The sequence below is a fragment of the Caulobacter sp. GW821-FHT10A06 genome (assembly GCF_059415805.1).
In genome coordinates this window covers 372,277-397,355 of sequence record NZ_JBWKNY010000005.1, presented here as the reverse complement: position 1 = coordinate 397,355, position 25,079 = coordinate 372,277, and the positions used below count along the sequence as shown (strand labels likewise).

The following is a 25,079-nucleotide window of genomic DNA, read 5'->3' as shown; positions in this document are numbered from 1 at the left end:
TCGTGCTCTCCCTTCAAACAACCATTGGAGAGCGCCGCGCGACGGGTCAAGACGCCGAGTGCTGCATCGCAAACCTTTCAGCGTTCTCGCAGAAAAGCTGGACTAGTCGGGAACCCGGAACCGCACCTCGCCACGCTTGGAGTCGATGGCGACTGTCTGGAATTTCTTCAGGATATCAATGCCGATGACGACAGCGGGCTCATCCCGAAAGCCCCAGTAGTCGAAGGTGTGAACCTGACCGATCAACAGTGGAATGTTCCGTAACGTCAGCTTTCCCAGCATCAAACGCGACACCACCGTCGCCCTCGCCGACAAGATCTGACCGGTCACGCTGCGCAGCTGCGTGTCGGAAAGTTCGCCCACGATCGCCTTGCCTTCGCGCGCCGCCTCCAGCAGCGGCAGGTTGCCCACCGTGGTGGTCGAACCGGTGTCGAGGAAGGCGATCAGGCGCTGGTCGGGGATGAAGGCGTCGATCAGCATCAGGCCGCTGCGGGTCAGGCGCGACTTCACCGCGACGGTCTGGCTGTCGGCCAGCGGCAAGCCCTCGCCCACCGCCATCTTGTGGCGCTGGAAATCGAGCAGCAGGCTGGCCCGGCCCAGCCACTCCAGGCCCAGAACGCCGTCCATGCGCAGCAGCGATCGCGGCAGGACCGACACCGCCATGTTCGAACGCGAGCGTTTGCCGACCGTCAGGCTCTGGACCCGCGCGGTCGCGACCGACTGGACGCCGGCAATGCTGTGCAGCTTGTTGGAGCCCGTCCGGACCAGGCCCAGTTGGTCGGCGAGTTCGGTGGCGATCACCGAACTGCTGGCGCCGGTATCGACCAGGAAGTCGAACGGCCCCTGCCCGTTCACATACGCCTTCACCGTCAGGCGCTGCGCCGTGTCGAGATATTTCAGGGGATCGGGCGCGTCGCTGGCCTGGCCGAACGCCGCCTCGGGCGCGATGGCTCCGGCGGCGATCAGTCCCATCACGGCGCGACGCTCTATGTCGTCCATACACGTCCTCCCCGAGGGAGGACGCTATACGGCGGCGTGACCCGGCGCCAGATAGCGCCGTTCACTGAGCGATTGGATCAGCCCGCGGCGAGACGACGCTGGTCGTCGCGGGCGGCCTTCAGCTTCTCGGCCACCAGGAAGGCCAGCTCCAGGGCCTGCTCGCCGTTCAGACGCGGGTCGCAGTGGGTGTGATAGCGGTCGGCGAGATCCGTCTCCGAGACCGCGCGGGCGCCGCCCAGGCATTCGGTGACGTTCTGGCCGGTCATCTCCAGGTGAACGCCGCCGGGGTGCACGCCCTCGGCCTGGGCGATCTCCACGAAGCTCTTCACTTCACTGAGGATGCGGTCGAACGGACGGGTCTTGTAGCCGGTCGAGGCCTTCAGCGTGTTGCCATGCATCGGGTCGGTGGCCCAGACCACCGAACGGCCGGCGGCCTTGGTGGCCTTCATCAGGCGCGGCAGGCGGTCGGCGATCTTGTCCGAGCCGAAGCGGCCATACAGCGTCAGGCGGCCGGGCTCGTTGTTGGGGTTCAAGACGTCGATCAGGCGCAGGAGGTCGTCGCCCTCCATGGTCGGGCCGCACTTCAGGCCGATCGGGTTCTTCACGCCCTTCATGAACTCGATGTGCGCGCCGTCCAGCTGGCGGGTGCGCTCGCCGATCCACAGCAGGTGGGCGCTGGTGTCGTACCAGTCGCCCGAGGTGCTATCGACGCGGGTCATGGCTTCCTCGAAGCCCAGCAGCAGGGCTTCGTGGCTGGTGAAGAATTCCACCTGGTGCATGCCCGGATGGCTCTGGGGCGTGACGCCGATGGCGGCCATGAAGGCCAGGCTCTCGGTGATCTTGTCCGACAGCTCGCGGTAGCGCGCGCCCTGCGGGCTGTCGCCGACGAAGCCCAGGGTCCAGCGGTGGATGTTGTGCAGGTCGGCATAGCCGCCGTTGGCGAAGGCGCGCAGCAGGTTCAGCGTCGAGGCCGACTGGCCATAGGCCTTCAGCAGGCGGTCCGGGTCCGGCACGCGCTCCTCGGCGGTGAAGTCCATGCCGTTGATGATGTCGCCGCGATACGACGGCAGGGTCTCGTCGCCGATCGTCTCGATAGGCTCGGAGCGCGGCTTAGCGAACTGGCCGGCGATGCGGCCCACCTTCACCACCGGCTTGCCGCCGGCGAAGGTCAGCACCACCGCCATCTGCAGGATCAGGCGGAAGGTGTCGCGGATGTTGTCCGCGTGGAATTCCTTGAAGCTCTCGGCGCAGTCGCCGCCTTGCAGCAGGAAGGCGCGGCCTTCGGCGACATCGCCCAGCAGGCTCTTAAGCCGGCGCGCTTCACCGGCAAAGACCAGTGGCGGCATCTGGCGCAGCGTCTGCTCAACCCGTTCCACCGCGCCCATGTCCGGATAGTCGGTGGGCATGTGCTTGGCGGGTTTGGCTCTCCAGGTCGCGGGGGTCCAGCGGGTGGTCATGACAGGCTCGATAACTGAAGGGGCGGCGTAGATACCGCGAAAGGGACGAAAAGGCAAAATCGTGCGGGACGATACCGCAGACCCGCCCGAAGTGGAAAATTCGTTGCGACGCTACTCGGATGCCGCGCTCGTTTTTTGCGCGATGCCGCAAGCGATGGCGGCAATGACGCCCAGCGCCATCCACCACTCCTGCCAGACGCCGAAGCTGACGCCGCCAATGACCAGGAAGGCCGTCAGGGTCGCGGCGGCCATCGCGCCGTCGCGGCGGTTCACCCCTACCCAGCCGACGATGCGGTACAGGATCCAGGCGAAGAACGCCGCCGCCAGGGCCGCGCCGACCGAGCCCAGCTCCAGCCACAGCTGCAGAGCGGCGTTGTGGGTGTGCAGCGGGATGCCCGGGAAGGTGCGAGCGGCGTCGAAACCCCAGCCGCGCAGGGCGTGGTCGACGGTCAGGTTGGCGGAATAGGCCCAGATGTTCAGGCGCGCGTCCCAGGACGGCGGGGCCAGCACATGCAGCCAGGCGAACAGGCCCGAGCGCACGGCCCACAGGATGGCCATCGGCGCGAAGATGAAGATCGCCGAGACGATCGGGATCATGGCGCGCACGAACGGCTTGCCGACCAGCCGCACGCCCAGCCAGGCCGCGCTCGCCAGCAACATGGCCGCGATCGGCGCATCGGCGCCGGTCAGGTGCGCGCCGACCAGGATCATCAGGGCGGTCAGGGCGATCAGGATGTTGCGTCCCCGGAACTTCCAGGCGTCCAGCAGGCGCACCATCGGCCAGAACAGCAGCACCATGGTGTAGGTCCCCATCGAGACCTTCACCATCGCGATGTCGGGCCTGACCGGATCGCCGGTCAGCTTGCGCAAGGCCTGATAGAGGGCGGCCTTCGACACGCCGTCCAGGAAGGTGACCAGGGCCAGCAGGATCACGCCGACCACCATCACCCGGCTGGCCAGGCGGGCCGAGCGCGTGGACATCCCACCCAGCGCGGCATAGGCGGCCGCATAGAGACCAAGCTCCAGCACCAGCTTGAGGATCGTCAGGTCCTCGAGGTCCTTGCTGCGCTTGAAGTCGCCCCAGTGCGGCGCGGCCGGGCTCCAGGCCAGGCTGATCGCCGCCCACAGCACCAGCGCCAGCAGGGCGAACATCGGCAGCACCGGCGGCCGCGAGCGCGCCAGGCCCGGCGTCGCCAGCAGGCCGACCAAGGTCAGCACCGTGGCTGATCCCAGCGGCGCCAGGTAGCCGACCAACGGCGTCATCACCATCAGAAAGACGGCCAGGCCCCCCAGCCAGCGCGTCCGTTGTTCGCCCCCCCCAAAAACACCGGGCAAAGTGTTAGGTTGGGTCATCCAACCCCGCCGACTTCGACCGGGACGTACTTCTCGCGCATCGTGACCAGTTCTTCGGCCAGGGTCGGGTGCACCGCGCAGGTCGAGTCCCACTGCGGCTTGGTCACGCCCATCTTCACGGCGATGGCGGCCATCTGGATGATCTCGGGCGAGTCCGGACCCACCACGTGGACGCCGACCACCTTCTGGTCGTCCTGCTTGACCACGATCTTCATCAGGCAGCGCTCCTGGCCGCCATAGAAGGTGATCTTCATCGGGCGGAACACGGCGCGATAGATGTCGACCGCGCCGAAGGCGTGACGCGCCTGCGCTTCGGTCATGCCCACCGAACCGACGGGCGGCTGAGAGAACACCGCCGAGGCGACCATCTCGTGATCGAAGCTCGTCGGGTTGTCGTAAAACTCGGTCTGGGCGAAGGCCGCGCCTTCGCGGATGGCCACCGGCGTCAGGTTGATGCGGTCGGTGACGTCGCCGACGGCCCAGATGCTGGGGACGTTGGTCTTGGAGAATTCGTCAACGGCGATCGCGCCCTTGTCGTTCAGCTTCACGCCGGCCTTCTCCAGACCCAGGCCCTGGACATAAGGCTCGCGGCCCGTGGCGAACATCACCGCCTCGGTCTCGAAGGTCAGATCGCTGGTCAGGGTGCTGAGCAGCGTGCCGTCTTCTTGCTTCTCGATCGAGGTGTGCGAGCAGCCCAGCACCACCTTGATGCCCTTCTTGCCCAGCTCGTCGGCTAGGTGCGAGCGGACGTCGTCGTCGAAGCCGCGCAGGATGTTGGCCCCGCGATAGAGCAGCGTGGTCTGCACGCCCAGGCCGGCGAAGATGCCGGCGAACTCGACGGCGATGTAGCCGCCGCCGACGACCATGATGCTCTTCGGCAGCTTGGGCAGATGGAACGCCTCGTCCGAGGTGATGCCCAGCTCCGCGCCCGGGAACTCGGGCTTCACGGGGCGGCCGCCGGTGGCGATCAGGATCTTCTTGGCCGTGTAGGTCCCGGCGTCCTTGCTGCCCTCCTTGGGCAGCACCTCGACGGTGTGGGCGTCGACGACCTGGGCGCGACCGTGCAGCAGGTTGGCGCCGGCCTTCTGCAGGTTGGTGACGTAGATGCCCGACAGGCGGGCGATCTCGACGTCCTTGTCGTGGATGAAGCCCTTCCAGTCGAACTGGGCGTTCTCGATGGCCCAGCCATAGCCCTTGGCCGTCTTCAGCTGGCTGGTGACCTCGCTGGCATAGACCATGAACTTCTTGGGCACGCAGCCGCGGATCACGCAGGTGCCGCCGACCCGATACTCCTCGGCCACGCCGACCTTGGCGCCGCTCATGGCCGCCACACGCGCCGCGCGCACGCCGCCCGAGCCGGCGCCGATGACGAAGAGATCGTAGTCGTAGTCAGCCATCACCGGCCTCCTGGTCGCTTAAGCTTGTCGGCGCTGTATGTAGGACGTCAGGGAACGAGGCGCACCACACCCTGGTCGGTTCCGATCAACGCTTCATCGGCCAGGTCCAGGAACAGGCCGTGATCGACCACGCCCGTGATGCTCTTCAGCGCCGCCGCCAGGGCCGCCGGATCGGCGATCACACCCGAGGCCATGTCGTAGATCAGGTTGCCGCCGTCGGTGACCACCATGCCCCGGTCGGCCTGGCGCAGGCGCGGCGGCGGCAGGTCGAACTCGGCGGCGATGTCGGCCAGGCGCCAGCTGGTGTGGACGTGGCCGAAGCGGACCACCTCGATCGGCAGCGGGAACTTGCCCAGGGCGTCGACCTTCTTGGCCGCGTCGGCGATGACGACGCAGCGGTTGGAGGCTTCCCAGACCAGCTTCTCGCGTAGCAGGGCCGCGCCGCCGCCCTTGATCAGGGACAGGCCCGGACCGACCTCGTCGGCGCCGTCCACGGTTAGGTCGATCGACTTCACATCGTCCAGCGCCGCCAGCGGGATGCCCAGTTCACGCGCCAGCGCAGCCGTGGCCTCAGAGGTCGGCACGCCACGGATGTCCTTCAGGCCGCGCGCGGCCAGCGCCTTGACGAACCAGGCGGCCGTCGAGCCCGTGCCCAGGCCCACCGTCATGCCGCTCTCGACGAGCTCGGCGGCGGCTTCGCCCGAGATGCGCTTCTGGTCGTCGGCGCTCATTTCTTCGCATCCTTCTTGGCTTGCTTGATGGCGCGGAACTTGGTCGCCCATCCGGCCTTCGTCGTCTGTTCGGCGCGCGACAGGGCCAGGGCCCCGTCCTCGACGTCCTTGGTGATCACCGAGCCCGAGCCGGTCATCGCCCCGTCGCCCACCCGCACGGGCGCGACCAGGGCGCTGTTGGAGCCGATGAAGGCGCCCTTGCCGACATGGGTCTGGAACTTCTCGAAGCCATCGTAATTGCAGAAGATCGTGCCGGCCCCGATGTTGGCCTTCTCGCCCACCGAGCCGTCGCCCAGATAGCTCAGGTGGTTGGCCTTGGCGCCCGCGCCGACCTTGACGTTCTTCACTTCCACGAAGTTGCCGATGTGGGCCTCGGGACCAATGTCGGCGCCCGGACGCAGGCGGGCATAAGGGCCGATCAAGGCCCCCTCGCCCACCGCCGCGCCTTCCAGATGGCTGAAGGCCTTGATGACCGCGCCGGCGGCGACGCTGACGTTCGGGCCGAAGACCACGAACTGTTCGATCACCGCGCCGCCGGCGACCTTGGTGTCCCACGACAGGTGGACGGTGTCGGGCGCGGACATGGTGACGCCCTCGACCATCAGGGCGTTGCGGCGGGCCTTCTGCCAGACGGCCTCGGCGGCCGCGAGCTCGGCCTGCGAGTTGACGCCCTGCACTGAAGCCTCCGGCGCGAAGGCGGCGCGGGTCACCAGCTTGCGGTCATGGGCCAGCCCGACGACGTCGGTGAGATAGTACTCGCCCTTGGCGTTGTCGTTGCGGACGCTGGCCAGGATGTCGAACAGGGTCGCACGGTCGGCGGCCAGCACGCCGGAATTGCAGTGCTTGACCTGCTTGGTGGCCAGATCGGCTTCCTTCTCCTCGACGATACGCAGCAGCACATGGCCCGGCGCCAGAATCAGACGGCCATAGCCGGTCGGGTTGGCGGCCTCGAAGCCCAGCACCGCGACATGCGCGCCGCCCGCCAACTGGTCGAACAGCGGCGCGATCACGCCGGCGGTGGTCAGCGGGCAGTCGGCATAGGTGACGACCACGTCGCCGTCGAAATCGGCCAGGGCGTCCTTGGCCGCCAGCACGGCGTGGCCGGTGCCCAGCGGCGGGTCCTGGATGACTGTGGCATTGAGCCCCAGGCGCTTGCGGGCGTGCTCGCCCACTTGCGGGCTATGCGCGCCCACGACGACGACGATCCGATCGCAGCCCAGCCCCTCGGCGGCGTCGATGGCCAGGTCCAGCAGGGTCCGGCCGGCGACCTTATGCAGCACCTTGGGGGTCGGAGACTTCATCCGCGTGCCCTGGCCGGCGGCCAGGATGACGGCGGCGCGCGGGCGAGCGGTCGTAGAAGCGGAATCAGTCATGGGCCTGGGCGACTCCCCGAAGAGCGTTCAGCGTTGCATTAGCCGCCCAATTGGCGGAAACGCCAGTCCCATGAGCGAGCATCATGACCTCAACGGGGCGACGATCGCCTTCGACCTCGACGGCACCCTGGTCGACACCGCGCCCGACCTGGTCGGTGCGCTGAACACCATCCTGGCGCAGGAGAACCTGCCGCCCCTGCCCTTCGACGACGTGCGGCTGATGGTCGGTCGCGGGGCCCGCGCCCTGCTGGAGCGCGGCTTCGCCGCCGCCGGCGCGCCGCTGGACGCCGAGCGCGCCCCGCCGCTGGTCGAGCGCTTCATCGCCCATTACCTGACCCGCATCGCCCAGGAGAGCGCGCCCTTCCCCGGCGTGGTCGAGGTCCTCACGCAGTTGAAGGCCGCCGGCGCCAAGCTGGTGGTCTGCACCAACAAGCTGACCAACCTGTCGGACGCCCTGCTGGAAGCGGTGGACCTGCTGCCGTTCTTCGACGCGGTGATCGGCGCCGACAGCGCACCCGCCGCCAAGCCCGACGGTCGCCACGTCGCCGCCGCCATCGCCGCCGTGGGCGGCGACATCAGCCGCGCCGTCATGATCGGCGACAGCATCAACGACGCTCTCGGGGCCAAGAACGCCGGGGTCCCCAGCGTGCTGGTCTCGTTCGGCTACACCGAGGAACCGGTCGAGACCCTGGGCGCGGATCTGGTCATCCACAGCTTTTTGGATGCGCCCCAGGCCTGCATCTCGCTTTTGGCCTCTTGCCCCGCGCCGAACACCAGATTATAGACCCCCTCCTCTCGCGGATCGGTCCTCTTTAAGCGGACCTCTCCACACCGGCGGATGCGTAGCTCAGCGGGAGAGCACCTCGTTCACACCGAGGGGGTCACAGGTTCAATCCCTGTCGCATCCACCATTCCTTCCCTTTCTCGACATCGCGGATCGCCTCGGCCTATGCAGGCTCTGGAAATCCCTCCGCGCGTTCCCACTTCATCGAAGCCGGGAAGCCGGGATCAGAAAGGGTTGAACCGATGAGCACCGAAACCGCCATTCTTGCCGGTGGCTGCTTCTGGGGCGTGCAGGACCTGCTGCGCCGCTATCCGGGCGTGCTGAACACCCGCGTCGGCTATTCCGGCGGCGACGTGCCCAACGCCACCTACCGCAATCACGGCGACCACGCCGAGGCGATCGAGATCGTGTTCGATCCGGCGGTTATCAGCTACCGCCAGATCCTGGAATACTTCTTCCAGATCCACGACCCCAGCACCCGCAACCGCCAGGGCAATGACATCGGCCGCAGCTATCGCTCGGCGATCTTCTACACGTCGGAAGCCCAGCGCGAGACCGCCGAGGACACGATCGCCGACGTCGACGCCTCGGGCCTGTGGCCCGGCAAGGTCGTGACCGAGATCGCGCCCGCCGGCGACTTCTGGGAAGCCGAGCCCGAGCACCAGGATTACCTGGAGCGAATCCCGAACGGATATACCTGCCACTTCATCCGTCCGGGTTGGGTCCTGCCCAAGCGGGCCGCCGCGACGGCCGGCTAGGCCTCGCAGGGAACCTGGGCTGGCGCCCGCGCCGCACGACGACGCAGCGCCAGCACCAGAGCCACCGCCGCCAGCGCCGAGACGGCCGCATAGCCCGGGGCGCTGAGTGGGCCCATCTGGTCGACCAGCACGCCGCCAAACACCGCCCCGGCGGCGATCGCCACCTGGAAGGTTGAGGTCAGCAGGCCGCCGGCCAGCTCGGCCTGGTCCGGCGCGGCCGAAGTCGCCCAGGACTGGAAGCCCACCGGCAGCATGGCGAAAGCGAAACCCCAGACCGTCAGCGCGACAGCGGTCAGCAAGCCGACATGGCCCAGCGTGACGATGGCCAGGGCCGAGACGCCTACCAAGGCCGCCCCGGTTAGCACCGCCAGGCGCGGATCTCGGCCGACCAGGGCCGCGCCCACGAGGTTGCCGAAGAAACCGGCGACGCCGAAGGCCAGCAGGGTCAGCGAGATCGCCTTCAGGTCCAGATGCGCCACCTGCTCCAGCACCGGCCGCACATAGGTGAAGCCGGCGAAGTGGCCCGAGATCACCAGCAGCACGCCGATCAGCGCGGTCGCCACGGCCGGCCGACGCGCAACCTCGACCAGGCCCGCCAGGCGCGGGACCGACGTCGGGGCCAGGCGCGGTAGGGTCGCCAGTTGCGCCAACAGAGCGATCGCGCCGACCACGCCGGAAATGATGAAAGCCGCCCGCCAGCCCAGGGTGTCACTGACATAGGCCCCGATCGGCGCGGCCGAGACGGTGGCGACCGACACACCGGTGAAGATCAGCGACATGGCGCGCGGCATGGCGGCCGGCGGCACCAGGCGCATGGCCAAGGCCGCGGCCATCGACCAGAAGCCGCCCAGGCTGGCGCCCAGCAGCACGCGGGCGACCAGCAGGGTCGGCAAGTCCTTGGCGAACACGGTCAGCAGGTTCGAGACGCTGAGCAGCGCCATCAGGCCCCACATCACCACGCGTCGGTCGAAACGGCCGGTCAGCACCGGCGTCAGCGGCGCGGCGAAGGCGCCGACCACGGCCGTGGCGGTCACCGCCTGGCCGGCCGCGCCGACGCTGACGCCCAGGTCGCGGGCCAAGGGCGTGAGCACGCTTGCCGGCAGGAACTCGGACGTGACGAGCGCGAAGACGCCCAGGGTCAGGGCGCCGACGGCGGCCCACGCGGCGGGACGACTATCGTCCTGCTCAGCGGTTACTGAAGACATGAAAAACCCTCCGGATACTCGACCCCTTAAGTAGGATTCCGAAGGCGCGGCGCTCGGTCGCCCCGGCCCCGTTTTTCTCGGCGGAGGTCCAGAAGTTCTGGCTGGTCGCGAGTCGACTGTGTCGGCGCTGACGCCGACTGATACATTCGCAATACGAACGCGCCCGACGGCGTCCACAATCTGCCGGTCTAATGCGCCCGCCCGAGGGGCGGCGCGGAGACCGGGCAGTGAGCAACCTAGGCCAGCAGGCCGTGACCACGACATGGGCGCGACGTTCGGTCCCGCGACGGACGGCAAACGACGTGTCCGCGCGTCCACGCTCATGGTCTATGGTCGAGCCCATGACTCCGCAGACCGACACCTCGCCTGTCGCCGAAATCCTGCTGGTCGAGGACGACCTCGAACTGCGCAGCGAAATGACCGCCTATCTGGTCGACAACGGCCATGTCGTGCACGAGGCCGGCGACGTGCCGACCGCCCGCAAGATCCTGGCCGAGCGCGCGATCCAGGTGGCGGTGCTGGACGTCAACCTGCCCGGCGAGGACGGCCTGTCCCTGTGCCGCGACCTGGCCGGCGGCGAAGGCCCGGCCATCCTGATGCTGACGGCGCTGGGCGATCCCATCGATCGGATCCTGGGCCTGGAGCTCGGCGCCGACGACTATGTGGTCAAGCCGATCATGCCCCGCGAGCTGCTGGCCCGCGTGAAGGCCCTGCTGCGCCGCCGCCCGGCCGGCGCCACGGCCCGCAAGACCAGCGTCTACCGCTTCGCCGACTTCCGCCTGGACCTGGCCGCGCGCCAGCTGCAGGCGCCGAACGGAGCCATCCTGCTCCTGACTCGCAGCGAGCTGGCCATCCTGGGCGCCCTCTTGGACCGCGCCCGCCAGGTCGTGCCGCGCGAGGACCTGATCGCCCTGCTGCGCGCCGACGAGGCCGACGAGATGGGCCGCGCGGTCGACCTGCACATCAGCCGCCTGCGTCGCAAGATCCAGGACCAGACCGAGCGCGAGCTGATCCGCACCTATCGCGGCGTGGGCTACATGCTGGACGCGGGAGTGGTCGGGCAATGACCTGGAGCAAGCGCCTCAGCCCGCCTCTGTGGGCCCGTATCCTGGCCATCGTGGTCGGGGCCCTGGCCGCCGCCCAGGTGGTGACCCTGGTGCTGACGGTGTTCTTCCCGCCGGCCCCGCCCAGCCAGTACAGCCTGTCGGATATCGGGTCAGCCCTGCGCGGGGGCGACACGCCTGACGATCGCGACCGGCCTCTGGTGCTCAGCTTCGAGGACACCGCCCCCAGCCTGGCTAGCCCCGGCTGGGTGGTCTCGCCCGCCGCGACCCAGGACCTGGCCAAGTTGGTCGGCGCGACCGAGGCCGACGTGCGCCTGCTGTTCTACGCCCCGCCGCCCCTGGCCGGCGCACCGATGCCGCCGCCCCCGGCCCGCGCCGAGCAGGGTCATCCGCAGATGATCAATGTGGGCCAAGCCGGCGGCGCCGGCGGTCCACCGATGACCATGGGCGGCCCCGGCCGCATGCCGGGCGGCGGGCCGATGGTCCGCACGGGTCCGATGGGCCAGCCCGGCGGCGCCTTCCCGCCTTCGCAGCGCGTCTTCCAGCGTCCGTCGATGCCGCAGCAACAACAGATGTCCCGGCCCATGATGCGTCCGTCGGGTTCATTCCCGGACGGCGCGGCGGCGATCCGGGGTCCGAGCGCTTCGCCTGCGATGGGCGGTCAAATGCCAGTGGGTCGACCGGACGTCCTGAACGGTCCGGCGCGTGGGCCGATCATCCGCTCGCCGCTGGACGCCGCCGTCTTCGCCCGCCCCTCGCCGCGCTTCGTGTTCACCAGCACGGCGACGACCGAGACCCCGGCGCGAGCGCCAATGGCCGTCACGTCCGTCCCGCCACCCGCCCCGGTCGTCATCGCTCCCGCCGCCGCGCCACCGGTCGCCACGCCCGAGCCGATCGAGCCGGCGCGCCCAGCAGCCGAGACCTCGATCACCCGGATGCCGCGCGCCAGCCTGCCCAAGGCCGACACGCCGCTGCCCGCTCCCGTGGCCGAGCACACCCTGCCGCCGCCGTCCGTCGCCAGCGGCTTCAGCCTGGGCCGCGCGCCCTATGTCGAGGGCGAGTTCGTCGCCGCCATGAAGATGGACGACGGCCGCTGGGCCACCGTGCGTCCGCGCCCCGAAGGCTTCCCCAACAGCTGGCAGCGCCGGGTGCTGCTGTGGTTTGGCCTGTCGGTCGCCCTGATCGCCCCGCTGGCCCTGTTCGTGGCCTGGCGCCTGGCCGCGCCGCTGAAGGTGTTCGCCGAGTCCGCCGACCGCCTGGGCCGCGAGCCCTCGGCCGACCTGCCGCCGCTGTCGGGGCCCGCCGAGATCGGCAAGGCCGCCGACGCCTTCAACCTGATGCAGCAGCGCCTCAAACGCTACGTGGACGACCGCACCGGCATGATCCGGGCGATCTCGCACGACCTGCGCACGCCCCTGACCCGCATGCGTTTCAAGCTGGAGCGCGCCTCCCCCGCCCTGCGCCAGGCCATCGGCCGCGACATGGACCAGATGGAGGAGATGATCGCCTCGGTGCTGGCCTTCATGCGCGACGAGACCCACACGGCCACGCGCCAGGTGGTCGACCTGCGCTCGCTGCTCGAGGTGGTGGTCGACGACGCTCCCGGCGCCGTGAAGCTGGAGCCGGGCGTGGCGGTGCTGGCCGAGATCGACGTGGTCGGCGTCCAGCGGGTGGTCGAGAACCTGATCGACAACGCCCTGAAGTACGGCGAGCAGGCCAGCGTCAGCCTGACCGTCCGCGACGGCGAGGCCTTCATCGAGGTCGCCGACAAGGGCCCCGGCCTATCGTCCGACGACCTGGAGCGGGTCTTCCAGCCCTTCTACCGCAGCGAGGCCGCACGAGCCTCGGGCAAGTCCGGGGTGGGCCTCGGTTTGGCGGTGTCGCGCTCGACGATCCGCGCCCATGGCGGCGACCTGCGGCTATTGCCGGCCGACCAAGGGCTGGTGGCCGAGCTGCGCCTGCCCCAGGCCCGATCGCTGCGCGCGGCGGCCTAGGAGACCCGCTCGACCGGGACGGTGAACAGATAGCCCGCGTGGCGAACGGTGCGGATCAGCCGCGCTCCGCCCTCGGCCCGCGCCAGCTTGCGGCGCAGGCGGCTCATGGCGACGTTGATCTGGAAGTCCACCCGCGCCTCGCCGACGGGCCCGCCCGGCGTCAGCTCACGACGCGGCACCACCTCCTGGGGCTTGGCCACCAGCGTACGCAGCAGGTTGAACTCGGCCGGCGACAGGTCGATCGACCGCTCGTTCGGATCGAACAGTTGGTGCGTGGCCGCGTTCAGCCGCCAACCCTCGAAGCGGTAGCTCTCGGCGCGGGCCAGGTTCTTGGCCAGCATGGCCGCCTCCCCGCGCCGGCGCAGCACCGCTCGCAGGCGGGCCAGCAGTTCGCGCGGCCGACAGGGCTTGGCGACATAGTCGTCGGCGCCGATCTCCAACCCGACGACGATGTCGGCCTCGTCCGCCACGGCGCTGACCACGATCACGGCCGGCGCCGACGGATGCTCACGAAGCTTGCCGCAGACCGCCAGGCCCTTCTCGCCCGGCCGCATCAGGTCGAGGATCACCGCGTCGACCTCGGTCTTGCTCAAGACCTGGTCCATCTCGCCCACCGAGGTCGCCTGGAGCACCTCCAGGTCATGGCGCGCCAGGAACTGGGCCAGGCTGGCCAGCCCTTCGGGATCGGAATCGACAAGCAGGACCCTGGACCGCATGGCCAAGGTCTAGCCGGCGCCTCGGGCGGAAAACTTGACCCGCTTGTATCGGCAGATCGCCAATTGTGGCGCGATTGCGGCTAGATCTTCCGCGCCGCTTCCTGGCACAGGCGCAGCAGCCAGGCGTTCGGCGAGTCCGGCCCGTCGGTGGTCCGCAGCACCGCCCCGAACGGCGTTGGCGGCGGGGCGTTGGGCGGCTCGATCATCGCCACCTTGCCCCGCGTGGCGGCCATCTCGGCCAGGCGCCGGGGCAGGATGCAGGTCATGTCCGAGCGGCTGACCATGTTCATGGCGCTGAACGAGTCCTGCACCGAGAACGGCTGGTAGGGATTGTCGCCAAGGGCGTAGGTCTCGCCCCACGAGGTGATGCGGCGCAGGCCCAGGTGTCCGGCCGAGGTGCGGTCGGGATCATCGTCGCCGCCCTTCACCCCCAGGCGCGGCAGGCGGGCCAGAGTGTCGTAGTCGACGCCGCCAGCCAGGGCCGGATGGTCCTTGCGCAGCACCCAGACACCACTCTCCTCGAAGAGCTGGGTGTGGGTGAATCGGCCGGGGATCGCCTCGAAACAGCCGATGACCATGTCCAGGCTGCCGGTGTCGAGATCCTCGGTCATCCCGGCATAGAGGCCGCGGAAGTGGATCTGGATGTTCGGCGCCTGGGCCAGCACCCGCTCGGCGATCAGCGGACCCAGGACGTAGGAGATGTAGGTCCCCGTCGCGATGGTGAAGACGTGGTGGTCGACCGCTGGGTCGAACTTCTGGGCGGTGACGGCCGTCTCCAACAGCTTCAGGGCCGTGCGGGCGGTGTCGGCGATCTCAAGTGCGCGGGGCGTGGGACGCAGGCCGGTCTGGCCCCGGATGAAAAGGTCGTCGCCGACCATCTCGCGCAGGCGGCGTAGCGAATGGCTGACCGCCGACTGGGACAGGCCCAGGCGCTCGCCGGCGCGCGTGGCGTTCTTCTCTTCCAGCAGGGTGACGAACACCCGGAAGAGATTGAGGTCGGCGGTTCTGAAATTCACGGCATTCATGGCTGTCGTGAAGACATATCATTTCCCTCATGACAGGCGGAGTCCTATTTCACCGGCGAAGGTTCGCGCCCCGAACGGACCTCGAGGATTCCCCAAAACCTATCGAGACGTGGAGCAGCGCGTGAGCGACGCTGAAGGTTACGAAGCTATCGCGGACGCCGAAGCGAACGCGGCCAACCGGCGGCGGAGCAGGACCCTGGGCCAGCGGCTGCGCTGGCCGCTGATGATCGGCGTGCCCGCCATCATCCTGATCGGGGCCGGCGTGGTGATGCTGACCGGCGGCAAGTCCGAGACCACCGACAACGCCTACGTCCAGACCAGCCGCACGGCGATCAGCACCAGTATCGACGGCCGCGTCGTCGAGATCGCCGTCCATGAGAACCAGCCCGTCAAGAAGGGCCAGGTGCTGTTCCGCCTGGATCCGGCCGACTACCAGGTCGCGGTGTCGGAAGCCGAGGCGGCTCTCGCCCAGGCCCGCTTCGACGTCCAGGGCAAGCGCGCGGTCTACGCCCAGCGCCTGGCCGACCTCGCCGCCATCCAGGAGACCGCCGCCTACGCCCAGCGCGAGGCCGCCCGCCAGCGCGACCTGGCCGCCGCCGGCGTCGCCACCAAGGCCCAAGCGGACGAAGCCCGCCACGCCGCCGACCAGGCCCAGCGCCAGATCGCGGTGGTCAAGCAGCAGGTCGTGACCGCCCTGGCCGACCTGGGCGGCGACGCCAAGGCCGCCACCGAACGCCAGCCGGCCGTGCTGGAAGCCGCCGCCAAGCTGGAGCGCGCCAGGCTGGACAGCTCCTATTCCGCCGTGGTCGCCCCGACCGACGGCGTGGTGGCCAAGGTCGAGCAGCTGCAGGTCGGCGCCCGCGTCACCGCCTCGCAGCCGGTGTTCTGGCTGATCTCGGGCCAGCCCTGGATCGAGGCCAACTTCAAGGAAGACCAGCTGGCCCATATGCGCGTCGGCCAGGCCGCGACGATCAAGGTCGACGCCTATGACAAGCCGCTGAAGGCCCACGTGGCCAGCTTCAGCCCTGGTACCGGCTCCAGCTTCGCCCTGTTGCCGGCCGAGAACGCCACCGGCAACTGGGTCAAGGTCGTGCAGCGCCTGCCCGTGCGGCTGACGCTGGACCAGGCTCCGCCGGCCAACCTCAGCGCCGGCCTCAGCGCCAAGGCCACCGTCGACGTCCGGTCGGGCCGCCACGGATGACCCCCAAGGCGCTCCAGGAGGGCCAGGCCAGGGACGTCGCCAATCGCACGCCCATCACCATCTCGGTGATGCTGGCGACGATCATGATCTCGCTGGACACCACCATCGCCAACGTCGCCCTGCCCCACATCCAGGGCAGCGTCTCGGCGTCGGCGGACCAGATCACCTGGGTGCTGACCTCCTACATCGTGGCCTCGACGATCATGACGCCGCTGACCGGCTTCCTGACCGAGCGCATGGGTCGCAAGATGGTGCTGATCGTCTCGATCATCGGCTTCACCATCGCCTCTATGCTGTGCGGCGCGGCCCAGAACCTGGTCGAGATCGTGCTGTTCCGCCTGTTGCAGGGCCTGTTTGGCGCGGCGCTGATCCCGCTGTCGCAAGCCGTGCTGCTGGACATCAACCCGCCCGAACGCCACGGCCAGGCCATGGCCGTCTGGGGCGCCGGCGCGGTGCTGGGTCCGCTGCTCGGCCCCGGCCTGGGCGGCTGGCTGACCGACAATCTCGACTGGCGGTGGGTGTTCTTCATCAACCTGCCGATCGGCATCCTGGCCTTCTGCGGCGTGTTCTTCTTCCTGTCCGAGAAGAAGAGCAGCGAGAAACGCAAGTTCGACACCCTGGGCTTTCTCGCCCTGGCCATCGCCATCGGGGCTTTCCAGCTGATGCTGGATCGCGGCCCCAGCCAGGACTGGTTCGGCGCGCGCGAGATCTGGATCGAACTGATCATCGCCGTCATCGCCCTGTGGGTGTTCGGCGTGCAGCTGGCCACCGCCGAGAAGCCGTTCGTGGCCCGCGAGCTGCTGGCCGACGGCAACTTCATCACCTGCTGCCTGTTCGGCTTCTTCATCGGCATCCTGCTGTACAGCACCCTGGCCCTGCTGCCGCCGCTGATGCAGACCCTGCTGGGCTATCCGGTCGCCTTCACCGGCCTGGTCTCGATGCCGCGCGGCCTGGGCTCGTTCATCGCCATGTTCGCGGTGGGCCAGCTGATGGGGCGGATGAACATCAAGCTGCTGCTGAGCATCGGCCTGGCCATCAGCGCCCTCTCGCTCTGGCAGATGAGCCACTACAATCTGCAGATGGACACCACCCTGCTGGTGACCTCGGGCTTCCTGTCGGGCGTCGGCACCGGCCTGATCTTCGTGCCGCTGTCGACCATCGCCTTCGCCAAGGTCATGCCTCAGCACCGGGCCGAGGGCGCCGGCCTGTTCACCCTGATCCGCAACATCGGCTCGGCGGCCGGCATTTCGATCATGCAGGCCCTGTTCGTCAGCGGCATCGAGAAGCACCACGCCGTGCTGGTCGAGCACGCCCGGCCCGACAACCCGCTGTACCAGGCCTACATGCCGCACCTGTTCTCCAGCCAGGCCGCCATCGCCGCGTTCAACGGCCTGGTCGGTCGGCAGGCGGCGATGCTGTCCTATCTCGACGACTTCCGGCTGATGCTGGTGATCACCATCGCCTGCGCGCCGCTCATCCTTCTCATGCGCACCCCGAAACAGGGGGCCAAGGCCGCCAATGTCTCCGACCACTAAGCTGATCGCCGCACTCCTTGCGGCTACGTCCCTCACCGCCTGCGCGACGGTCGGCCCGAACTTCCAGGCGCCCGAAGCGCCGAAGACCACCTCGACGCTGGGCGCGGGCGAGACCGCCCCGGCCGCCGTGCGCCTGGACGCTGACGCCGCCAACGCCGGCCCGTGGTGGACGGCGCTGAACTCGCCCGAGCTGGACGCCGTCATCCGTCAGGCGCTGAAGGACAGCCCCACGCTCGCGGAAGCCGACGCCACCCTGGCGCAGTCGCAATCGGCCCTGGCCCAGGCGCGCGGCGTCGCGGGGCCGCAGGTGACCGGAAACGCCGGCGTCGCCCGCGAGCGCGCCAACCTGCAGGCCTTCGGCTTCACCGGGTTCGGTGACATCAAGCTCAGCAACCCGACCTTCAGCCTCTATTCGGTCGGTAGCGCGGTCAGCTACGACCTGGACCTGTGGGGCGGGAATAAGCGCCGCATCGAAGGCGCGACGGCGCGTCTGGAGGCCGAGGGCCGTCGGACGGAAGCGGCCTATCTGAGCCTCACCGCCAATGTCGCGATGCAGGCGGCCACGATCGCCACGCTGCGCAGCCAGATCACCAGCGTCGAGCAGATGATCGCCGACGACCAGGCCAATATCGACCTGATCCGCAAGGCCAACGCCCTGGGCGGTTCGACCAGCCTGGCCAAGGTCTCGGCCGCCAGCCAGCTGGAAGAGGACCGCGCCCAACTGCCGGCCCTGCAAAGCGAGCTGGCCGCGGCCCGTCACGCCCTAGCGGTGCTAGTCGGCAAGGCCCCGGCCGATTGGGCCGCGCCGGCCTTCGACCTTTCGACCATGGCCCTCAGCGCCCCGATCCCGGTCGCCCTGCCCTCGCAGCTGGTCCGCAAGCGTCCGGACATCCTGGCCGCCGAGGCGCAGCTGCACGCGGCCACCGCCGACATCGGTGTGGCGACGGCCGACCTCTATCCGAACATCAAGCTCAGCGCCTCGCTGACCCAGGGCGCGTTGAAGCCGGGCGATCTGTTCTCGTACGACGCCAGCGGCTGGGACATCGGCGCGGGCCTCACCGCCCCGCTGTTCGACGGCGGCGCGCTGAAGGCCCGGCGCCAGCAGGCGCGCGAGGCGGCCCGCGCGGCCTCGGCCCGCTACCAGCAGACGGTGCTGACGGCATTCGGCCAGGTGGCGGACGCGCTGTCGGCCCTGTCGGCCGATGAGACGGCCCTGGCCGCCCACACTCGCACTGAGCAGCAGGCGAGCGAACGCCTGCGCCTGGCCAAGGTCGCCTTCGACAAGGGCGGCGGCACGATGCTGGCGGTGATCGACGCCCAGCGCACGCTCAACAGCGCCCGCTCGGCCCGCGCGCGGGCCGAGGGTCAGCGGCTTGTGGATGCCATCCGCCTGTTCGCCGCGACGGGCGCCGACTGGCGGACCAGCTAGTTATTCGGGAGCGATCGACGAGCGCAGACGCTGAGCGACATCGCCCAGCGTGATGGCGTTCAGGGAGTCGTTGACCTCCAGGACGCCTTGGCCGTGCTGCTGCGACAGGTTGCCGGTGAAGTCGGTCAGGGCCGTGATGTGCTGGGCCAACAGGTCGACCGTGTGCAGCTCCTGCATCACCGACAGGCGGTGCTCGTCCGGCACGACTTCCAGGATCTTGCCCAGCGCCACGTCCAGATGGCCGCAGGCGACGGCGGCCAGCGACATCTCCGACGAGATCGCCTTCAGCACCGTTTCCACGCTCGCAGGCGCCAACTTATCCGACATCATTACCCCCTGATTCCTGGGAGGGAGGTCAGCACGCGTCGCCCCACGGCCGCAAGGCCTTGATTTGTGCGGCGAATTATCGCGCCCCAGACAACTTCAGATAGCAGTTCGGCGCAAGAGCTCGTCACGCCGCTCGGCCATCTCCAGGCGCGTACGCTCCAGAGCGTCGCGCTCGGCCATCGACAGCAGGGCCTCGACGGTGCGGTTCAGGTGCTCGTGGATCACCCGCCGCGCTTCCTTGGGATCGCGATCGCGCAGCGCGGCGACGACGCGGCGGTGGTCCTCGGCGAAGCCTTCCGGATCAGCCAGACGCACCCGGCGCAGCTGAGCGCCGCACTCGGCGAACTGGCGACGCAGCGTCCAAATCTCCTCGACCGCCGCGACGATGGCGGCGTTGCGGGTGGCGTGGGCCACGGCCAGGTGGAAGTCGTGCTCCAGCCGCTCGCCATCCTCGGCGCCCGCCAGGCTGGCCAGGTCGCGCGAGATGCGCTCCAGGGCCATGATCTGTTCGTCGCTGACGGCGGCGGCGGCCAGGGCGCAGGCCTCGCCCTCGAACAGGCGGCGGGCTTCGGTCAGTTCCAGGGCGCTGACCTCGGCCTCGGTCGCGTCGTCCTCGGGCTTGGCGCGGGCGGTGACATAGACGCCCGAGCCCTGACGGGCCTCGACCATGCCCTGGAACTCCAGGGCGATCATGGCGTCGCGGATGGTCGGACGGCTGACGCCGAACGAGTCGGCCAGCCCCCGCTCGGATGGCAGGCGGTCGCCGGGGGCGTAGCGCCCCTCGGCGATCGACGCCGCGATGGACCGGGCCACCTGCTGATAGAGCTTCTGGGGGTCCGGCGCGCCGCGCATCGATCCTCGCTTGGATTCTACTGGGCTATTCTACCGCTTGGCCTGACCTTGGGAAGCGGTGGCTTGACCAAGCTTGCGAACCTCGCTGGCCGCCAGCAGGAAAGCGCCGACGCCGTACAACTGGGTGTCGTCACGGCCGACCTGATCCGGCGCCACGCCCACGCGCTGCACCCAGCCCAGGCGGCCATCCGGCTCGATCGCCGCGTCCAGGGCCTTCCAGCCCTTGTCGATGACCGGACCGTACTTGGCGGGCGACAGCAGGCCGTGGTTCACGCCCCAGGCCAGGCCGTAGACGAAGAAGCCCGTGCCGCTGGTCTCGGGCGTCTTCTGCGGCTCCAGCAGCGAGACGGGCCAGTAGCCCTCGGCCCCCTGCAGGGTCGCGATCTTGGCGGCCATCTGCTTGAAGGCCAGCTCGTATTTCGGACGGCTGGGGTGATTGGCCGGCAGGTCCTGCAGGATCCGCGCGAGGCCGGCGAAGGCCCAGCCGTTGCCACGGCCCCAGAAGATCTTCTGGCCGGCGTCGCTGCGCCGCGTGATGAAGCGGCTGTCGCGGAAATAGAGGTGCTCGGTCTTGTCGAACAGATAGTCGTGGGTCGCCCAGAACTCGCTGTCGGCATGGGCCAGGTAGCGCTTGTCGCCGCTGACCTTGGTCAGGGACACCCAGGCCGGCGGGGCCATGAAGATGGCGTCGCTCCAGCACCAGCGGGCCTGGCAGTAGGGGTCGCCTTTCGCCGGCTTGGGCGTGAAGTCCAGCGAGACCTTGGACGGATCGGCCAGCACCGCATCGAAGCGGGCGCGGATCGGGGTCAGCTTGCTGGGATCCTTGGTGCGGCCGGCGGCCCAGACCCAGACCGCGCCGGTGGCGTCGGCGTCGGCGTGACGCGGGCGGTGGTCGAAGCCCCACTGTTCGGCCTCGCCATGCTTGATCACGGCATTGGCCAGGTACGGGTCCTGCGTCTCATCGGCGAAGGTGTAGAGGCCGATGTAGAACGCCGCCTGAATCCAGTCGCGCGGGGCCTCGGTATCCTTGCGGAACGAGGTCACCGGCACGTAGTCGAAATTGTCCATGTGGGCCAGCTGCCAGGCGGCGACCTTGCGACCGGCGGCGTCGATGGCCGAGACAGGCGTGCCGACCACGGCCGCCTTCGGCGCGGCCATAACAGGCGCAGCGGTTCCAGCCAGGATGGCGACCGCGGCGGCGGCCTTCAGGAGCGTCTTGAAGGTCATTGGAGCGTTTCTTCCCGTACTTGTTCTTATGCGCCTGGACCGAGGTCGTGGACGGCCAGCATGTCCATGTCGTCGAACTCGAGGTTCTCGCCGCCCATGCTCCAGACGAAGCTGTAGTTGGCGGTGCCAACCCCGCTGTGGATCGACCAGCTGGGCGAGAACACCGCCTCGCCCTCGTCCATGAACACCGCGCGCGGTTCGGCCGGTTCGCCCATCAGGTGCATGACCCGGCCGGGGGCAGCGTCGAAATACATGTAGATCTCGCTGCGCCGGCGATGGGTGTGCGGCGGCATGGTGTTCCACACATTGCCGTCCTCCAGCTCGGTGAAGCCCATCACCAGCTGGCAGGTCTCGACGATGCCAGGACGGATGGCCTGGCGGATCACACGGCGATTGGCGGTCCCCGCCTCCCCCGCCTGGATCGTGCGGGCCTCGTCGCGGCGCACGCGCTTGCTGGGATAGCTGGCATGGGCCGGATAGCTGACGAAATAGAACTTGGCCGGATCGGCCGCCGCGTCGCTCTCGAAGGCGACGCTTTCGGTCCCGCGACCGATGTAGAGACTGTCGTGGCGAGCCATCTCGAAGCGCTGGCCGTCCAGGGTGATCGCCCCCGGACCACCGATATTGATCACGCCCACCTCGCGGCGCTCGCAGAAGAAGCGCGAGGCCAGTTCCTTGTGAGTCGGCAGGCTCAGGGCCGCCGTGGTCGGCGTGGCAGAACCGACCACCGCCCGCTCGATCTCCAGATAGGACAGGCCCAGCTCGCCCGGACGGAACAGACTGTCGATGACGAAGGTGTCGCGCAGTTCGCGCACCGTCATGCGGCTCATGCCCGCCCGATCCGTGCTCTCACGGTAGTCCATCTGCACGCTCATAGGCGGATCACGGCCTCGCATGGGGACGATCGATGACGCCGGCCGCCGACCCGCCCGGCGGTCGTTCGAAGGCGCACCCATCCCCCGTCTTGTGTGTGGTTGCTAAACTGACCTTACCAATTTCGACCCATCGCCGTAAAGCCCGAAGGACAAACGGTTTTTCTGTCCAACGTTGTCATTTACCCGCTCCAGCTTTTTCTGTTGGTCGATAAGGCAATAATTTCAATCGTCAGGCCACATTTCCGCCTCGCAACGACTCCGCTTGACAAGTGGCCTGACCAGGAGTCATCAGTTGGGCATACCAATTAGCCATCGGCTCGAACCGGTGAGCACTTAGCGCGGGGAATACCAGGTGATGACCAACATACGATCGCTGCTGCTTGCCTCCTCGGCCACCGCTCTGCTGGCGGCCGCCCCCGGCGCGGCCATGGCTCAGACCGCCTCGACCAACGACGGAACCCAGCTCGAAGAGATCATCGTCACCTCGACCAAGCGCGCCGAGCGCCTGCAGGACGTGCCGGTGTCGGTGACCGCGGTCACCGCCGACGTGCTGGATCGCAACAACGTCCGCGAGTTGGGCGACCTGGTGAAGCTGTCGCCGGGCCTGGTCATCAACTACGGCAGCCAGCCGGGCAATTTCAGCATCAACATGCGCGGCATCGGCACCTTCTCGAACGGCATCGCCGTCGAGTCGGACGTCGCGGTGGTCATCGACGACGTGCCGGTCGGCTTCCAGGCCGCCGCCTTCAAGGACCTGATCGACGTCGAGCGGGTGGAAGTGCTGCGCGGCCCGCAGAGCACCCTGTTCGGCAAGAGCGCCATCGCCGGCGTGCTGAACATCGTCACCGCCGCCCCGACCAAGGAGTTCTCCGGCAAGGGCATGATCCTGGTCACCGACGACGCCGAGAAGCGGATCGGCTTCACCGTCTCGGGCCCGGTCCACGGCGACGACCTGCTGATGCGCCTGACCGTCGCCAAGAGCGACTACGACGGCAACCTCAAGAACCTGACCACCGGCAAGAACGTCAACGGCAGCTCGGGCTTCACCGCCACCGCCAAGCTGGTCTGGACGCCGACCGATAACCTGACCCTCAGCCTGGCTCCACGCTACAACCACAATGTCAGCAGCTGCTGCGCCAGCGCGATCACCGAGCTGACGCCGGGCCTGTTCTATCAAGGCGCGCCGGCCTTCCCGGCCACCCTGACCCTGCGCGGCATCACCTTCGACAAGAACAACCACTTCGTCCGCGCCGACGACCGTATCGGCGGCGGCAATTCGGACGTCTTCGGCACCACCGCCCGCATCGACTACGACTTCGGCGAGGGTTCGGTCCTGAAGGGCCACACCCTGTCGTCGATCACCTCGCACGATCGCTGGAAGATGGTCGACTTCCAGGACATCGACGGCACCGACCAGCCGTTCCTGCTGGGCTTCCCGGTCGCCAGCCCGTCGGGGATCAACAGCGGCGCGCACATCGACGGCTATTTCCACGCCGACAGCTGGACCCAGGAGTTCCGCCTGACCTCGCCGGGCGACACCCGGTTCCGCTACGTGGCCGGCCTCTGGTACGCCAAGAACGACCTGGACCGCTATCTGAACCGCGGCCCGGTGCTGCAGCTGGCCCGCTACCTGGCCGAAAGCACCAACGAGAACTATTCGGCCTACGCCAACGCCACCTGGGACATCACCGACAAGCTGGCCCTGACCGGCGGCGGCCGCATCAACCGCCAGAAGATCAGCTACAAGTTCGACAAGACCATCTTCGCCAGCACGGCGATCGGCGCGGCGACCACCCACCAGCTGTTCGGCCGCTCGGACGAGGACGACGCCTTCACCGGCAAGATCGGCGCGCAGTACAAGATCACGCCCGACATCATGACGTTCGCGACGTTCTCGACGGGCTACAAGGGCCAGGCCTACGACCTGGTCAGCACCTTCGACGCGCGGATCGCCGCTCAGATGCCGGTGCCGCCCGAGACGGCCAAGAACTACGAGCTGGGCTTCAAGAGCAGCCTGCTGAACCGTCGCGTCTACTTCAACGCCACCGTCTTCCGGGCCGACTACAAGGGCTTCCAGACCTCGGTGACGTCGTTCCTGCCGGACGGCACCTTCCTGACCTTCCTCAACAGCGTGGGCCAGCTGCGCACGCAGGGCGTCGAGCTGGACGCGGTGGCGCGGATTACCAGCAACTTCCGCCTGAACGGCGCCTTCGCCTACACCGACGCCAAGGTCGTCGACTTCCCGAACGGCCCCTGCAACAACGCCCAGCCGGCCACCAATGACCTGCCGCTGCAGCCGGCCGGCTACATCGGCAAGCCAGGCGAGTGCTACCGCACCCCGACCACCAACGGCCGCGTGCAGAACCTGGCCGGCCGTCGCCTGAACAACACCCCGAAGTTCAAGTTCAACATCGGCGGCCAGTACGACATCGAGCTGCCCGGCATGCCCTTCAAGGGCTTCGTCGGCGCGACCTATCGCTGGCAGGACGACGTCAACTTCTCGCTCAGCCAGGATCCGCGCACGATCCAGAAGGCCTACGGCATCGTCGACCTGAAGGTCGGGATCACCGACCGCGAAGGCCGCTACACGGTCTCGGCCTTCGCCAACAACCTGTTCGACAAGCGCTACGCTCAAGGGTTGGGCAACGGCACCTCGGGCTACAGCAATCCGGCCATCCCGACGGCCCAGGGCCGCACCTGGTTCCCCGGTCGCGACGCGTTCCGCTACTTCGGCGCCCGCCTCGACGTGAACTTCTAGGACCTCCCCTTTCTCATTC

The 25,079-nt window shown here is 68.6% G+C and carries 21 protein-coding genes and 1 tRNA gene; 9 read left to right on the top strand and 13 right to left on the bottom strand.

Going from position 1 to position 25,079, the window contains the following annotated elements; translation table 11 throughout:
• Positions 1 to 102: 102 nt before the first annotated feature.
• The 6 genes from AC07NF_RS16640 to glmU all read right to left on the bottom strand — a co-directional run bounded on the left by AC07NF_RS16640 (position 103) and on the right by glmU (position 7,310).
• Positions 103 to 999, bottom strand: a complete 897-nt coding sequence (locus AC07NF_RS16640; RefSeq protein WP_494628899.1) for an aspartyl protease family protein — start codon at positions 997 to 999, stop codon at positions 103 to 105.
• Between the two features lie 77 nt (positions 1,000 to 1,076).
• A complete protein-coding gene (locus AC07NF_RS16635) occupies positions 1,077 to 2,456 on the bottom strand; it encodes a class II 3-deoxy-7-phosphoheptulonate synthase (RefSeq protein WP_494628900.1) in 1,380 nt (459 codons plus the stop codon).
• Positions 2,457 to 2,567: 111 nt separating this feature from the next.
• Positions 2,568 to 3,725 carry an O-antigen ligase family protein gene (locus tag AC07NF_RS16630; RefSeq protein WP_494628901.1) on the bottom strand — a complete coding sequence of 386 codons (1,158 nt, stop codon included), beginning with the start codon at positions 3,723 to 3,725 and terminating at the stop codon, positions 2,568 to 2,570.
• Between the two features lie 80 nt (positions 3,726 to 3,805).
• Positions 3,806 to 5,206 carry a glutathione-disulfide reductase gene (gene gor / locus AC07NF_RS16625; RefSeq protein WP_494628902.1) on the bottom strand — a complete coding sequence of 467 codons (1,401 nt, stop codon included), beginning with the start codon at positions 5,204 to 5,206 and terminating at the stop codon, positions 3,806 to 3,808.
• A 47-nt stretch (positions 5,207 to 5,253) separates the two neighbouring features.
• Complete coding sequence (rpiA, locus tag AC07NF_RS16620) at positions 5,254 to 5,937, bottom strand: ribose-5-phosphate isomerase RpiA (protein WP_494628903.1); 684 nt, start codon at positions 5,935 to 5,937, stop codon at positions 5,254 to 5,256.
• Positions 5,934 to 7,310, bottom strand: a complete 1,377-nt coding sequence (gene glmU, locus AC07NF_RS16615) for a bifunctional UDP-N-acetylglucosamine diphosphorylase/glucosamine-1-phosphate N-acetyltransferase GlmU (protein ID WP_494628904.1) — start codon at positions 7,308 to 7,310, stop codon at positions 5,934 to 5,936. The genes rpiA and glmU overlap by 4 nt, the downstream gene beginning before the upstream one ends.
• Positions 7,311 to 7,380: 70 nt before the next feature.
• On the opposite strand from glmU, the gene AC07NF_RS16610 reads away from it, so the two are divergent.
• From AC07NF_RS16610 to msrA, 3 genes are all read left to right on the top strand, one after another.
• A complete protein-coding gene (locus AC07NF_RS16610; protein ID WP_494628905.1) occupies positions 7,381 to 8,094 on the top strand; it encodes a phosphoglycolate phosphatase in 714 nt (237 codons plus the stop codon).
• 52 nt (positions 8,095 to 8,146) lie between these two features.
• Positions 8,147 to 8,221 (top strand) — tRNA-Val (locus tag AC07NF_RS16605).
• A 115-nt stretch (positions 8,222 to 8,336) separates the two neighbouring features.
• Positions 8,337 to 8,852, top strand: a complete 516-nt coding sequence (gene msrA / locus AC07NF_RS16600; RefSeq protein ID WP_492812499.1) for a peptide-methionine (S)-S-oxide reductase MsrA — start codon at positions 8,337 to 8,339, stop codon at positions 8,850 to 8,852.
• On the opposite strand, the gene AC07NF_RS16595 is transcribed toward msrA, so the two are convergent.
• Positions 8,849 to 10,057 carry an MFS transporter gene (locus tag AC07NF_RS16595; RefSeq protein WP_494628906.1) on the bottom strand — a complete coding sequence of 403 codons (1,209 nt, stop codon included), beginning with the start codon at positions 10,055 to 10,057 and terminating at the stop codon, positions 8,849 to 8,851. The two genes, msrA and AC07NF_RS16595, sit on opposite strands and share 4 nt — an antisense overlap.
• Positions 10,058 to 10,398: 341 nt before the next feature.
• On the opposite strand from AC07NF_RS16595, the gene AC07NF_RS16590 reads away from it, so the two are divergent.
• Both AC07NF_RS16590 and AC07NF_RS16585 read left to right on the top strand, forming a co-directional pair.
• Positions 10,399 to 11,124 carry a response regulator gene (locus AC07NF_RS16590; RefSeq protein ID WP_492812502.1) on the top strand — a complete coding sequence of 242 codons (726 nt, stop codon included), beginning with the start codon at positions 10,399 to 10,401 and terminating at the stop codon, positions 11,122 to 11,124.
• Positions 11,121 to 13,115, top strand: a complete 1,995-nt coding sequence (locus tag AC07NF_RS16585; RefSeq protein WP_492812504.1) for a HAMP domain-containing sensor histidine kinase — start codon at positions 11,121 to 11,123, stop codon at positions 13,113 to 13,115. Before AC07NF_RS16590 ends, AC07NF_RS16585 begins: the two co-directional genes overlap by 4 nt.
• On the opposite strand, the gene AC07NF_RS16580 is transcribed toward AC07NF_RS16585, so the two are convergent.
• Together AC07NF_RS16580 and AC07NF_RS16575 are read right to left on the bottom strand one after the other, a co-directional pair.
• On the bottom strand, positions 13,112 to 13,831 hold the full coding sequence (locus AC07NF_RS16580) for a response regulator transcription factor (RefSeq protein ID WP_494628907.1): 720 nt from the start codon (positions 13,829 to 13,831) through the stop codon (positions 13,112 to 13,114). The genes AC07NF_RS16585 and AC07NF_RS16580 overlap by 4 nt on opposite strands.
• A gap of 80 nt (positions 13,832 to 13,911) precedes the next feature.
• Positions 13,912 to 14,856, bottom strand: a complete 945-nt coding sequence (locus AC07NF_RS16575) for a LysR family transcriptional regulator (protein WP_494628908.1) — start codon at positions 14,854 to 14,856, stop codon at positions 13,912 to 13,914.
• A 121-nt stretch (positions 14,857 to 14,977) separates the two neighbouring features.
• Between AC07NF_RS16575 and AC07NF_RS16570 the strand changes: the two genes are divergently transcribed.
• The 3 genes from AC07NF_RS16570 to AC07NF_RS16560 are packed head-to-tail and all read left to right on the top strand — an operon-like array spanning position 14,978 to position 19,021.
• Positions 14,978 to 16,057, top strand: a complete 1,080-nt coding sequence (locus AC07NF_RS16570) for an HlyD family secretion protein (protein ID WP_494628909.1) — start codon at positions 14,978 to 14,980, stop codon at positions 16,055 to 16,057.
• Entirely contained in the window at positions 16,054 to 17,592 is a 1,539-nt protein-coding gene (locus tag AC07NF_RS16565; protein WP_494628910.1) for a DHA2 family efflux MFS transporter permease subunit, read from the top strand. The genes AC07NF_RS16570 and AC07NF_RS16565 overlap by 4 nt, the downstream gene beginning before the upstream one ends.
• A complete protein-coding gene (locus AC07NF_RS16560; protein WP_494628911.1) occupies positions 17,576 to 19,021 on the top strand; it encodes an efflux transporter outer membrane subunit in 1,446 nt (481 codons plus the stop codon). The genes AC07NF_RS16565 and AC07NF_RS16560 overlap by 17 nt, the downstream gene beginning before the upstream one ends.
• Here the strand turns inward: AC07NF_RS16560 and AC07NF_RS16555 are convergent, their stop codons facing one another.
• The 4 genes from AC07NF_RS16555 to kduI all read right to left on the bottom strand — a co-directional run bounded on the left by AC07NF_RS16555 (position 19,022) and on the right by kduI (position 22,302).
• On the bottom strand, positions 19,022 to 19,348 hold the full coding sequence (locus AC07NF_RS16555) for a DUF8776 family protein (protein ID WP_492812515.1): 327 nt from the start codon (positions 19,346 to 19,348) through the stop codon (positions 19,022 to 19,024). It lies immediately after the preceding gene.
• A gap of 96 nt (positions 19,349 to 19,444) precedes the next feature.
• Positions 19,445 to 20,200 (bottom strand): FadR/GntR family transcriptional regulator, encoded by a 756-nt coding sequence (locus AC07NF_RS16550; protein WP_494628912.1) that lies wholly within the window; start codon positions 20,198 to 20,200, stop codon positions 19,445 to 19,447.
• 30 nt (positions 20,201 to 20,230) lie between these two features.
• The gene (locus AC07NF_RS16545; protein WP_494628913.1) at positions 20,231 to 21,427 is read right to left on the bottom strand and encodes a glycoside hydrolase family 88/105 protein; all 1,197 of its coding nucleotides are present in this window, start codon (positions 21,425 to 21,427) and stop codon (positions 20,231 to 20,233) included.
• A gap of 26 nt (positions 21,428 to 21,453) precedes the next feature.
• Entirely contained in the window at positions 21,454 to 22,302 is an 849-nt protein-coding gene (gene kduI / locus AC07NF_RS16540; RefSeq protein WP_494628914.1) for a 5-dehydro-4-deoxy-D-glucuronate isomerase, read from the bottom strand.
• A 355-nt stretch (positions 22,303 to 22,657) separates the two neighbouring features.
• On the opposite strand from kduI, the gene AC07NF_RS16535 reads away from it, so the two are divergent.
• On the top strand, positions 22,658 to 25,060 hold the full coding sequence (locus AC07NF_RS16535; protein WP_494628915.1) for a TonB-dependent receptor: 2,403 nt from the start codon (positions 22,658 to 22,660) through the stop codon (positions 25,058 to 25,060).
• The last annotated feature ends 19 nt before the right edge of the window (positions 25,061 to 25,079 follow it).